The sequence below is a fragment of the Paenibacillus sp. J31R122 genome, assembly GCF_056269185.1.
The window spans coordinates 217,001-230,288 of sequence record NZ_JBWDNM010000002.1 but is presented as its reverse complement, the minus strand read 5'-3'; the positions used below and the strand labels follow the sequence as shown (position 1 = coordinate 230,288).

General features: G+C 44.8%; 8 protein-coding genes and 1 pseudogene. 2 read left to right on the top strand and 7 right to left on the bottom strand.

Features of this window, described 5'->3' with window-relative positions; all coding sequences use genetic code 11:
* The first annotated feature begins 214 nt into the window (after positions 1-214).
* Complete coding sequence (locus AC0YN7_RS04150) at positions 215-346, top strand: hypothetical protein (protein WP_475808692.1); 132 nt, start codon at positions 215-217, stop codon at positions 344-346.
* Positions 347-482: 136 nt separating this feature from the next.
* On the opposite strand, the pseudogene AC0YN7_RS04145 reads toward AC0YN7_RS04150, so the two are convergent.
* Positions 483-770, bottom strand: a pseudogene (locus tag AC0YN7_RS04145) (TIM barrel protein); the annotation flags it as partial.
* On the bottom strand, positions 712-1,125 hold the full coding sequence (locus tag AC0YN7_RS04140) for a Gfo/Idh/MocA family protein (RefSeq protein WP_475808691.1): 414 nt from the start codon (positions 1,123-1,125) through the stop codon (positions 712-714). The gene AC0YN7_RS04140 and the pseudogene AC0YN7_RS04145, both read right to left, overlap by 59 nt.
* A 200-nt stretch (positions 1,126-1,325) precedes the next feature.
* On the opposite strand from AC0YN7_RS04140, the gene AC0YN7_RS04135 reads away from it, so the two are divergent.
* Positions 1,326-5,075 carry an S-layer homology domain-containing protein gene (locus AC0YN7_RS04135; RefSeq protein ID WP_475808690.1) on the top strand — a complete coding sequence of 1,250 codons (3,750 nt, stop codon included), beginning with the start codon at positions 1,326-1,328 and terminating at the stop codon, positions 5,073-5,075.
* A gap of 301 nt (positions 5,076-5,376) precedes the next feature.
* Here AC0YN7_RS04135 and AC0YN7_RS04130 read toward each other — a convergent pair whose 3' ends face one another.
* From AC0YN7_RS04130 to AC0YN7_RS04110, 5 genes are all read right to left on the bottom strand, one after another.
* A complete protein-coding gene (locus AC0YN7_RS04130) occupies positions 5,377-7,407 on the bottom strand; it encodes a hypothetical protein (RefSeq protein WP_475808689.1) in 2,031 nt (676 codons plus the stop codon).
* A gap of 103 nt (positions 7,408-7,510) precedes the next feature.
* On the bottom strand, positions 7,511-8,407 hold the full coding sequence (locus tag AC0YN7_RS04125) for a carbohydrate ABC transporter permease (RefSeq protein WP_475808688.1): 897 nt from the start codon (positions 8,405-8,407) through the stop codon (positions 7,511-7,513).
* Between the two features lie 5 nt (positions 8,408-8,412).
* Positions 8,413-9,312 (bottom strand): ABC transporter permease, encoded by a 900-nt coding sequence (locus AC0YN7_RS04120; protein WP_475809104.1) that lies wholly within the window; start codon positions 9,310-9,312, stop codon positions 8,413-8,415.
* Between the two features lie 114 nt (positions 9,313-9,426).
* Entirely contained in the window at positions 9,427-11,496 is a 2,070-nt protein-coding gene (locus AC0YN7_RS04115; RefSeq protein ID WP_475808687.1) for a hypothetical protein, read from the bottom strand.
* Between the two features lie 37 nt (positions 11,497-11,533).
* The gene (locus AC0YN7_RS04110) at positions 11,534-13,252 is read right to left on the bottom strand and encodes an extracellular solute-binding protein (protein ID WP_475808686.1); all 1,719 of its coding nucleotides are present in this window, start codon (positions 13,250-13,252) and stop codon (positions 11,534-11,536) included.
* Positions 13,253-13,288 lie beyond the last annotated feature (36 nt).

Sequence of the window (13,288 nt, the reverse complement as noted above, 5' to 3'; positions counted from 1 at the left end):
ACGGATACTAAAGCATAGGGCATAATCCTAATAGATTCATTCTTGTTTATCACTAAGACCATTACCTATTCTAAGCTAACTTGAAGCCATATTATTTTTGAAATAATTTGATATAATACCAATACTGTCCCATTGAAAGTTTACCTAATTAATATTCCTTCTTTTTTCAGCCACTTCTATTTTATCAAAAATACTGTAAATGAGTGAGTGATTCATGAGCAATCAGTTAAAAGATCTACGTACGCATAGCAATGATCTCGCAAAGTTCTTCAACAACCTAGAGATGAGAGACCCTGATACCGATGGTCAGAAGCGGATGAAAGGTTGGAAGTTGCTTCTGGTATAGAGAGGATCTCTTTTAATCTATCATCATTTGATAAGGGATACGGTTGGTATGTCTATTCAAATGTTAATCATCTCATTCTTCAGTAACACTAAGTTAATGTTTAACTATGATTCGTTTGGTGATCTTGATTTTGGTGAACCCGATCGCTAGCCTGAATGAAGTATCCGTGGTTCTCGACACTTGTCGTAATGCCATATTGAGCCGCATAATCGGCAATTCGTCTGCACGCTTCAGCTAGCTGGGGCAGTTCTTCAGTAAAATGCTTCATGGAGATACCGGTTACATAAGCTACATCATGGCGCAACAATTTCACGCCAAGTTGAGCTGCAATATCAACCTCCTTCATCACCTGCGTGATTTCCATTTCATATTCCGTTTCGTTCTTCCCTGCAAATCCGGCACCATTCGCATAGTTGGAAATTTTCCGGATTTGCTTCAATCGCATCCGCCATAGTCCATAAAGATTTCCGATCCATCGCCATCGGCTTCTCAAGTACAATATGCTTTCCATGACGTGCAGCCAGTACGGTTTGCTCCGCACGAACTCCCGGAGTAGAGCATAGCACGACTGCATCGACATTCGGGTCCTGAACCGCATCTTTGAAATCGATGAACACACGGGCATCGATGGACAGCCCGGCTAGCTTTTGCTTGGCGTGTTCCATGTTTTGACTGACAACTCCGTAAACCTCTGCATCCTTGTGAGCATGATTCGCTTTTAGATATTCCCCCGTCACCCATCCGGTGCCGATTTTTACTTTGAAAGTACCTGGAATCATGGTTTGTAAATACCTAAATCTCCCCTTGAGGTAAACAAGTGTTGTGTTGATGTCATCAAAAGTGCCTAGATAGATTGAAACCGCTACCATTATGATTAAGATGTACGACCTTATTAATATAGCACTACAAAATTCTAAGAGGGGAATGATCTGTCAAGCAAGGGCAGGACCACAAAACACATAGGAGAGGTGTAGTATCAATGGTCAGATATCGGCTTAGTACATTAGCACTTATTGGTTTGCTTGTTTTCGTTATGTTTTCTTTTCCACCCCAAGCGCACGCTTCGAACAACGAGATCGCTTTTAACTTCGCAGATATACCTAGCAATGGTAAAAAGATTACGAATAAATTTTCGGATATAAATGTATGGGATTACAATCCCCTATGGCTCAGCGATCCCGTTGGCAAACCATTAGATCTTTTTTCAACACAGTATCCCTTTATCAAAAACGTGCAGTTGATGTCAGCCACAGGAGGCAATGATCAACGGGAGTTGTTCGTAGACCCTCAGGACCGCAATATATTAACGGATTACAAATTTGATTCCCTTATCACAGCTGCTCATCATATTGTGGACCAGGGACTGAAACCTTTTATCAAAACAGGATCCGTCCCTCAGAAGTTCAGTACAAATCCACATATAAGCGTATTTGCCACAAATGACAGACCTCCGGACGATTATAACCAATATTATGATTTTATTAATGCCCTTGCCGACTCATTGGTTACAGAATTCGGAATTGATGAAGTGAAAACATGGACATGGGGCGTATTGACGGAATATGAAAACGGAGATTGGTTCATAACAAGCTACGGTACTCCTGAAAGCGCGAAAATCGCCTACTTCAAGCTGTACGATTATTCCGTAGCAGCTCTGGAGGCATCGATTGGTGCTGGTAATTTGAAAGTAGGCGCACATTCCATGACTGTAGCTGATGGGTTATGGGACGAACGGGAGTTTATCGATCATGTCGCAAGTGGGGTCAATTACAAAACTGGACAAATCGGGACGCAAATCGATTATTTGTCTGCCTCCTTCTACGACACAGCTCCGGGAGCTTACAGTTCTCGATCGATCGTGCAAACGATCAATACTTTGCGAGAACGTGCCATCGCCAATGGACTCACAAATCTTCAATATGGAATAGATGAGGGACGAATTCTGATCGGTCCGGACGGCAAACAGCTAAGAAGCCGTATCGTTCCTCACAGTTACCAAGGTTCTGCCGATGCCATGCTTTTCAAAACGATGGTTGATCATAATATCGATTATCTAAGCAACTGGGCATTGGACACGAGTACCTATTGGGGAGGCGTTCCGTTCGTATCCACCCATATCGCCAATTTGGCGTATCGAATGGTCGGTGACTACAATGTAAAGTCGGTAGTTTCGAATGATCCTGCTGATACTTCCAACGACGTCGATGGAATTGGAGGCTACAACCCGGACACAAATGCGATTCATTTAATGCTCTATAATCATAATGCCGATATGAATGCAACTTCCAGCGAAACTCCAACTGTTACGTTGCACAATGTTGCACCAGTCTCTGGCAGCACAGTTACGGTGAAACAGTGGATCGTTGATGACGAACATGCAAACTTTTGGCCTACATGGCGTGCGGATGCGGCCAATAGGGGGCTGAAGCCAGACTCATTTTCCTATTATTCCGAGTATTCTGCAGAGATTCCCTATAATCTCGATCCCGACGATTTGGATTATTGGTATTCCAGGGAAAGCGCTTATAAAGCGTTAGCCACCTTATCTCCAACAACTACTACTGCAACCGTAAATGGCAACAGCATCACGTTTACTCCTACGCTTGCGCATCACGGCGTCGTCTTTTATGAAATTACCAATGTCAAAAGTATCGACGGTTCTAACGCTGTAGATCCAGGAGTAGTAGATGTTGATGTTATTGATCATTTAAATAACTGGATGAAAACAAGCTCACATTCAAATTGGCTTCGGTTCGATACAACGAACGCAGGGTTATTGGAGGATGCCAGCCGGGTGATGCGTATAATCAATTTACCTCAAGAAGAATACGCGCAGTCGGTTACTTACAGCTATCCGAATATTGCTCATTTCCAAGTCACCGGTCTATTTTTCACTTCCGACGAACCGTCGATTCATGATTTCAAATTTTACACCTCATCAGACGGCCTAAACTGGAATGAGCAGACGCAGTGGGACCATAAGGACACGTTGATTAATTCAAACTCATCGACCAAGCGAGTTTATGAGGTCGGGGCACCAGCCGGAGTAAATCATCTCAAAATTGAGTTCCCTGCACAAGGCAACCTTTTTTACAATCCCAACCTGAGCAAGGTGACCATCCGTTCTGTAAAACCCTTGTTGTTAAAGACGATAACACTTCCTGGGGGCATCAAAGATAGTGCTTATAGTACTACACTCGCAGTATCGGGAGGGATTGGAGGTTATACCTGGAATATAGCCAGCGGTTTGCTTCCCCAAGGATTGACGCTCGACACCGTCACTGGGGTTGTATACGGAACCCCGACTCAAGCTGGCTCCTACACATTCACGGCTCAGGTTACAGATGGAGCAGGTACGACGTCGAGTCAGGAATTGACCTTAACCATAGATCCAACACCAACTCCTACTTCCAATACCAATGCCAATTTACCAACGGATACTACGGATGTGAAGGATGGGATCAACGGCGTAACGCTTAGCAGTCGTTCAGCAGCGGTTACTTCGACAACGCAGGACGGTAAAAGTGTTATTCAGATGCTGATGCATTCTGGCGCGCTTACTAAAGCATTTGATTTATTGAAGGATAAGGACCCAGGGAAGCAAATCGTGACCATCGAGGTGGAGAAAGCGAATACCATTCGTAGAGTAGGAATTCCAGCTCCCATACTCGTTGCTGCGGCAAAGATGACTCCCCAAGCAATCCTTTCGATTAAAGCTGATAATGCTACTTATGACTTGCCAGTAAATCTTCCAGTTTTAGTTTCGTTATTGCAGCAGTTTGGCAGCGAATTAAAAAACACAATCGTCTATATCACGATGGAAACCGTAACAGGTGCCTCCAAGCAGCAAATTATCGACAAAGTAAAAGCATCGGGCCCAGCTCTCGTGGGAGATATTCTCGAATTCACGATTACCATGGAAAGAAACGGAAGTAAGGAAATCCAAAAAACACTCTCCGACTTTGATGATATGTACGTAAGCAGAAGCATTGTAATTGCCGAAAAGATGGATCCCACCAGAGCAACGGGTGTATTGATTGATACAGTAACCGGTGAAGTGTCCTTCGTTCCTTCTGTTTTTAAAACAACAACAAACGGAGTAACGGTAGTGAACATTCTGAGAACTGGCAATAGTATGTACGGGGTTGTCCAAAACGATAAATCGTTTAACGATTTACAGGATCATTGGGCGAAATCCGATGTAGAGATGCTTGCCTCTAAGCTTATTGTTCAGGGAACGACGGATTCAAGCTTTGCACCCGAGCACAATGTTACCCGGGCGGAATTCATCGCTATGATGACTAGAGCATTGGGGCTGGATGAAAAATCGTTACGTGTTAATGAGTTTAGTGATATTAACGGAACCGATTGGTTTGCTGGAGCGGTTGGAGCTGCATATGAGGCGAGACTCATCAGTGGCTTCGAGGATGGAACTTTCCGCCCTTACGAGACGATTACCAGGGAACAAATGGCGATAGTCGTATCAGGGGCGTTAACATTCGATGGTAAAACCACTGACCTTACAGGCAAGATTAATCTCCTGCTGTCCACCTTTAAGGATAAATCCGATATTAGCTCATGGTCGCTGGACTCAGTATCACAAATGGTTGAGTCAGGCATTATGACAGGAATGACTAACGATACGTTTGCCCCAAAAGACTTCGCAAGCCGCGCGCAGGCAGCTGTTATTATTAAACGCCTACTGCAGCATGTAGGATTTATCAATTAACTCTTAGCATGTGAGAGCAAGGGGGGAGCAGTTGAAGCCCCCCCTCCTCTTAAGTAATATGTCGAGGTGTTCATTAATCCAATGAGGTTGTCCAAGAGAAAACTTTTGATCAGCCTCTTTCTGTTAACTCGATCATGGTTTTTGCGGGGATGTGTCTCCTCTTTTTTATCGATTTAAGTAAGAAAATTCTAGAGAAGTACAAAAAGAACCCCCCTTTGTTGAATGGAAGTGTCGAGCAACCATTAATAAAGGAGAGGTTTCTTGGTACATTCAATATATTTATGGAGCAAAGGACTTTATATTATATAAACTTCACCCGGAACGTCTCGAACGAAACGTGTTCAGGAACACTGCTTCCTTGCAGAGTCAGACGAATACCGCCGTTCGGATGCTCTGTCGCCGTATATTGCGCTTCTTTCCATATTCCTTCGCGTGAAAGTATTTCCAAGCTGGACAGCTTTCGTTCCGTCGGAATCCATAGATCGAGCGAAGGATACGACTCCAAGCTAAAATTCGTTAAACCCAAGATCGCTTCTTTGGCTTGTTTGTCCTCTTCCCACCACACCGGGTACATATTCACCCCCAGTTCAACCATCGCTGGATATTCTCCTCCAAACACATAGGCGATGATTTGCTGATACAGCCATTGCAGACCGGTTTCCTTCAGCATACTTCCTTCATGGGCAACAACCGCAATCCTATAGGGGTGTTCACTCACCACGACACCTGCAGTCCTCATCGCTCCCAAGTTGTCATAAAGCGCAGACCACACTTCCGCACCAGGATCTGAAATGATCTGATATTCAGTATGAACGGGTATCCAGACCCATGACACCATATCCTTGTCTTTTAACCATTCCGGGGCGCGAGGCGTATGGACTTTTTCGAACACCAAGTAAGATTGTGGAATGTCATCCCCTTTTTCTACACGGATCGGACAATCCTCCAACATGCCTCTATACTCCCTTAGGTGATAGTACGCTTCAGATGTCAAAACCGCTCCTTTCATCACCCAGGACAGGATCTCCTGCTCTGAAAAAGCAATGGCCTCTCTCAGCGAAATCAATGTTGGGCTTTGATCGGTCGGGGCAAGCGGAATGCCGATTTGAGACATTTGAAAATTCATCGGAAACCCTTGCTCCTTTTTTAAATCATAACGTGCGGTAACCTCTGGATTAGATGGAAAAGGAAGCGAAGCCCCCCGTCTTGATTTGCCCTGCACGGCATCGCTGACCGCTTGCAAATAATTTTTCAATGGGCCGAGTGTTCTCCGAATGTTACCAGAGACATCATCAAACCCAAAAAACGTATCATTGATGGAAAGCGTTAAATTACCTCCAATCGTTGCTGTTAGCAGATACAGCTCCAGATTTAAGCCGCGCGCTGACTTGCCGCCAATTGTCCAAGGAAAATTTTCAATCTCTGAACTTAGTCGACAAGGCTCTGTAATCATAGAAGCCAGAATGTCGAATGAATGCGTGCGGCTAAGAAGATCCAGCAAATTATTATCAGTATACGCGCCTCCTCCGACCCTCACCCAAGGCTCCGCTTGTTCAGATGTACGGAGCGCACGAATTTCGGCATTCGTATCGCGGGCGTTATACAGAACCGACTCGATGGAATTCGTCATGATGCCCATTACAATCTTTGAATTAACAGCGTAACAAGCTTCACGAATCTCGCTTGCCAGACCGACAAGCCCTTCTTCCTGGAATGTTCTCCAATTGGAGCGCAGAGCGATTTCAGATTCGTTACATTCTTCTGGAAACTTGAGCAGCAAATCCATGATTTGCTCTTTGCTGTAAGCTTGGCCTGTTCGTTCTTCAAAGGCTTTCATATGCAGCTCACAAAAGCATTGAAAGGTCACTGCGCCGGACCGCCCCGACAAGCGAAAATCGTCATCAATCCACATGGCATCGATGTCTAGTGAGGCGAACAGCGCGTAGGCTTCGCACATATAGGAGCGAAAATCCGGACATAACGGACACGGACAACCACTGGGCTGATTGCCGTATCCATCCATAATGTTGGTAAACTTCTCCGCATGCGATTCAGGCAGCAATTGGCTATGTCCCATTGTTGTATAATAGTTAATCTGCGGACTCATGCCTGCTGCACGCACCTCTGCAAACCGTGCTTTAAACATGGGAAGGCGATCCCTTAGGCTTTGCAGATCGGGATGATTGGCTTCTATATGCAAATTAAAAGGCATTACCGCATCCGCACGGATCGCTTTAGCATAATCCATGAACGGATTCCACAGCGTATCGTCGCGTACCATCTGATAGCCCGGGCGTAAAATATATTGTACTTTCGTTGGATAATTCCCCATCGTTCTGCCTCCAGTCATTTTGTTCCTTAACTTTCATCCCAAAGCGACTGAATCGTCTCTACCGTATAGTCCACCAGCGCTTGTTATGTGGGAGCAGATGGCGTCACCCTTTTACGCTCCCCACCACAATACCTTTAAGGAAATATTTTTGCATGAATGGGTACACCATTAGGATCGGAAATGACGCAACGAATATTTGTGCGGAGTGGACGGTTCGATCCGAAATCAGTGCCATAGTCGCTGCTTCTTGAACGGAAGAAAACCGTACATCCTTTTTAATAATCAGCGTTTGCAAAAATGTCTGCAACGGGTATTTATCCGTACTGTTCATGAATATCAATCCATCAAACCAACTGTTCCAATGTCCTACTACGGTAAATAACGTGACTGTCATTATTACGGGCATCGATAATGGTACGAATATTTTCCAAAGAATTCTTATTTGCCCTGCTCCATCGAGCTTGGCCGATTCCTCCAATTCCTTCGGCAATCCACGAAAGAAATGCATCACTAAGATCACACTGCCGACGGGCACTGCACCTGGAATAACAAGCGCCCAGATTGTATCTAGTAAACCCGTTGCTTTCACGGTCATATAGAAAGGAATTAGGCCAGCGCCAAAAAATCCCGCAAAAACAAAGTACCATGCAACTACGGTTCTGCCTAAAAACACTCTATTGTCTTTAGAAAGCGGATATGCGGTAAGGATAGTAAGCACAAAATTAATAGTGGTACCCAACAGCACACGCTCCAATGAAACTCCGAAAGCAGTAAGAAATGGCTTTTGCGTAAACACATATTCATAAGAAGAAAAGGTGAATTCTACAGGCCATAATATAACCGAGCCCGCTGCTGCAGCACTAGATGAGCTTAATGAAATAGATAAAATATGAATAATCGGAAACAGGCAAAGCAGAGATACGATTAGCAAAAAGATAATATTAGCCCAACGAAAGGATAGACTTTTCCAATCTCGAGAATACTCCAGGTTAATCACCACACTTTTCAAAAAATCCGATAGTTCGCAAATCGGTAAGCGAGAATATAAGCAATGGCAGTAAGTCCAAGGCTCACAATGGATTTGAATAGACCGACTGCAGTCGCAACCCCATATTGTGCTTGTTCTAACCCGACTCGATATACAAGGGTATCGAGCACATCACCGCTTTCATATACAAGCGGATTATATAAATTGAAAATTTGTTCAAATCCTGCATTTAATATATTTCCAAGACTTAACGTTCCGATTACCACGATAATAGGCGTTATACCCGGTAACGAAATATGCCATGTCTGCTTCCACCGACTGGCTCCATCGATTTCAGCCGCTTCATAGAGGGACGGATCGATGCTTGTCAGTGCTGCCAAATAGATAATTGTTCCAAATCCGAATTCCTTCCAGACATCGGATATAACCAGCACAAATGGAAACCAGTCGTTGCTGGCCAAAAAGAATACAGGCTCAATTCCAAATAAGGATAATATTTGGTTAACGACACCGGTGGAAGGGGAAAGAATATCTACCATAATACCAGCAAGAATGACCCATGATAAAAAATGCGGCAAATAGACCATGGTCTGAAACACTCGCTTTACAAGCCTATTGCGAACCTCATTTAATAATAAAGCAAAGATAATGGGCACAATAAACCCAGCAGTCATTTTCATAGACGCGATGTATATCGTATTATAAATGACACGATACGTATCAGGCATCGACAATACAAAACGGTAGTTTTCTAATCCAAGCCATGTGGAATGGAAAAATCCCTTAGCAGGATTAAATTTTTGGAAGGCCATTGTTAAGCCTGCCATTGGTACATAATTGTAAATAAACACTATAATTATCGCCGGTAATACCATCAATTGTAGCGGCAATTGGTTTTTCCATCTTTCAAGCACTATACCATCCTCCTCACCTGCTATGACCTCTCGGCATTCGCCGAGGCAGGCGGAACAAGGGTTTCCTCGTTCCACCAAATTAACTTTCTCCTGCTCTTCAGCCCATTAACCCCAAGCTCATTCCGAGAAGCTAATATTTAAATTCGAGAACTTCAGTATAAGCGGCTGCAAAGTCGCATTAGCCCCAGGTACCGTTAATCTGAATTTGCCCTCCAACTGCTCCCACCGCGCCGAGCTTTGAATTTCCCAATACCCATCCTCATGCAAACGATATACATAATCCTTCTTCCAACTATCGTCGATTAGAAGATCGACTTGCTTAAGCGGATCTAGACTCATGTTAAAGACAGCAACGATCTTGTCCCCCGATTCCTTATGCTCCTGTGCGCTGACAAAAACATTCGGAGCCTTTTCCGCATAAACCGGCAAGTTAGTCCCGCTTAACCATTCGATAATTCCCCTAAACTGCTCCTTCCGTTTGTAATTGTAAATCGACGCCAAAGTGTTTATAGCTAAGTTAAACGCATTGATCGCCACTCGGCCGCCTAAGCGGTTCGTAAACAGAACGGTAGCAGCTGCAACGACTTGTCCAAATTCATCTATAAATTCCGACAATATCTGGACGGATTTGCTTAGGTTATCTAGTCGGAATACATTGGAACGCTGAAAGGTTGTAATCGTTAAGTCCGTAAAATACATTCTGGAGCCTTGCGTATGCTCCCGCCATGGATTAAGGACCGTTAATGTTTCTTGGCAAATCGCATGACTGGTGGCGCTATCCACTTCCGCAATCTCGACTCCCAATAAATCGCCATATCCTTTCTCACAAAGGTAGAAAGCAGCCAAGCCATCGAGGAAAACGCCACCGCTTAAGAGTTCGACAATTTCCTCTCCATTCAAGTCAAGAACGTCCTCGCCGCACACAAGATCAGCTCCCTCCTCCGACTTGATAGAGTATGGAATCCCGAACTTGCCGAGCACGGATGCCCATGGGGATGCAACAACAAGAGGAACGCTAGCCCCAACAATCGGTCGATGGATATGGGCATGCGGACGATACATTACACGAGGGCCTACCAAGCGGTAATCTGTCACTGAACGTCTCAGCTCTGAGAAGAACTCTCTACTTGCCCCAACCATGGAGTAGTAACCGTCCTCTTCAAGGGGACCATCCGTATATTGGGTCACATAAGTCAACGAACCATCCAGTCCGTAGAACATGGCTAATGTGATTAATGAGCGCAGCTTTGCAGCCGAGGAGAAAAACCGGGAATGCGGAAAGGTATCCGATTCATGGATGATCTCTAGATCATCTCCAAGCGTTTGCTTGGAATATAAGAAATGGAAGGTTTGGGCAGGGAAGCTACTTGCAATGTCGCTATTATATTCACAGCCGAAGACGCGGATAAACGGCTTCGTACTGCCGGCGAACGCTCTTGCGACGGCTTCCGTAAAATCCCCGTCAAAGTCACAGGTCCCCGGCTGACAAAGTGCCATTCGCGTTTGCGGAGCAATCTCGTCAACCGCAAGACGCAATGCACCGGCAAGCTCTACCAGAGAGTCCTTCATGAGAATCGCCCAAGATTTGCGCAATTGTGCCGACTGCTCGTCTCCTCGACGGAAAGCAGCCTCCAATTCCGCCCTGGACATGGTTTTCCCTATCCGCTCCGAGAAGCGTTCCATATGCAACGGACAGAAGCAGCCGTATTGCACCACATCGTGATTGCTCACCCTGTAATCGTCTTCGAAGAAGATATAAGGAGGAGCTCCCCTCTTCACGACCGTTTGAACATAGCTTCCGAACAGCTTGATGAAATTTCGATCCAAGGGGCAATGAGCCGTCCTTGACGCGGCGCCGTCTATGCCCACGATTTTCTGATAAGGATGCTCGGCGCCATTTTCCTGCTCCGGTCCCATCTCTAAGCTGGGCGCGCACCACCAACCGACTTCAATTCCGTCGACAGCCACGCTTTCCCGTACTTCCTTGAGCAAATCGCCAAACTGCTCGTAGGCATAGTGCGCTTGCGGACCTTTCGACTCCCCGTCGAAAGAAGGAAAGACAAGAATATATCTTCGAATACCGGCCGTTTCCTTCAGCTCGCGAAGGTGCTGCAGCATTTCTTCTTTCTTCTGACCTATGAACATATAAGGAACAATCGGATCAAATTCAAATGAATTGGCAGACAATATAGCCCCTCCTCTCCCCTTCTCAATCCTGTCTTTTTTATTTATTTTTGTTTAGCGATTCATTGATTTCTTTTGTAATTTCAGCTCCGCCAAGCGTTTTCCACTGCTCAACAAACTTATCAAATTCATCAATAGAGGCGCCATTTGTAATGATCTTCGAGAATACTTCATATTCCTTTGTAGTTAAGGTAGTCCAGCGGCCGATCATAGTCGGCGTCGGAGCACCCGTATATGCATTTAACAAGTACCCATCCTCTTGGAAATATTTGAAGAGCATAGGTTGTGAACCACCTTCCTTAAACGCCATATAACCTCCATACTTGTCAGTATCTCCCGCTTCGAATGCTACGGCTTCATCATAACCATACTTTTGATCGTTATTTAAAATAGATGGATCCTTCGCTTTTAATGCCTTTGGCAGCATCTCCCCGGCACGAATCTGTGTATCTTGACCATATACCAAAACCGGGTTTAACGTATAATAGGCCTGAGGTTTATCTTTCAACTTCCCTTGACTATATCTATTTATATCTTCCTTCTCGTCGCCTCTGGTCATGGCCAGCACCCAACGATTTAGCATTTTTATAACCGCTTCCGGATGTTCAGCTTTCTTCGAGACTACAAAATATCCTGAGACACCCAGATCAATGGGATTCAGCGCTTGTTGATCGTCTATGGAAGGAAGTGGATATATGCCCCAATCTTGAACGACCTGTCCATCTTTAACTGCAGCCCCCTTGAGAGGATAAGAAGGCATCCAGAAGGGTCCAAACGTCATACCCGCTTGATTCAACACGATCCTTTCAGCAGCTTTGGCACTATCCTTGACAATAAACTCCTTATCAAGCTGTCCAGCCTTAAACATATCCTGCAGCTGCTTTAATACGGTTTTAACCTCGGGTTGAATACTTCCATACTCCACTTCACCGGATTCTTTCTTAATCCATGTTCCGGGATATGTGTGGTAGCCGTTGAAGATACCCAGCAGCGACTGATCCCCTCCCAGATTAAACACTTTCTGTACGGAAATCCCGATTGTATCCGCCTTATTGTTCCCGTCCGGATCCATAGTCGTAAACGCTTCGGATATTTTCAGAACATCATCCATCGTTTTCGGTTCAGGTAAATTCAGCTTTTTCAACCAATCTTTCCGAACATATAACATCTGGGCATTTACAAAAGGACCATCTGTTTTAGGAATGGCCATTAGCTTCCCATTCACTTTTGCTGAATCCAGTTGGGCCCCGCCATCATTAGTCAGGAACTTCTTTGTCTCAGGGGTCGCATATTTCTCATAAACTTCTGTTAAATCCATAATCATATCGGACTCAATGAGCTGATCCATATCTGCTCGCGAGACCATCATAAAGTCGGGCAAGTCGTTTGAAGCAATCGTAATCTTCATCTTGGAGTCATACTGAGCACCATCTACTGCCCATTTATTCTTCAATTTAATGCCCAAGTCTTCTTCATAAGCATCGTATACCGCATTATTATCAATATCTTCGCCCGGGTTCCAAACAACACCTGGATTTATGCCAGCGACCGTAGTCATTTCAATCGGAGGGTCATACTTGCCCATCGGATCGATGGTTTCTTGATCTTCGGGTGTCGGACTTTCGGTATTCGTTCCACCTTCTACAGTACTAGATTGCTCGGACGGACTCGGCTCTGCCTTTTTCTCCGCTGAACTGCATGCAGACGTTAGAACCATCATGAATGCCAATACAATGACCAGTAACCTTTTTTCTTTCAAATTGCTCATTCCCCTCTCAAGCTTTTATAGTGTAGT

What these genes read in the sequence shown, in the direction of transcription:
- AC0YN7_RS04150 (WP_475808692.1), top strand. Translation starts at nt 215, where the DNA reads ATGAGCAATCAGTTAAAAGATCTACGTACGCATAGCAATGATCTCGCA.
- AC0YN7_RS04140 (WP_475808691.1), bottom strand. Translation starts at nt 1,125, where the DNA reads ATGATTCCAGGTACTTTCAAAGTAAAAATCGGCACCGGATGGGTGACG.
- AC0YN7_RS04135 (WP_475808690.1), top strand. Translation starts at nt 1,326, where the DNA reads ATGGTCAGATATCGGCTTAGTACATTAGCACTTATTGGTTTGCTTGTT.
- AC0YN7_RS04130 (WP_475808689.1), bottom strand. Translation starts at nt 7,407, where the DNA reads ATGGGGAATTATCCAACGAAAGTACAATATATTTTACGCCCGGGCTAT.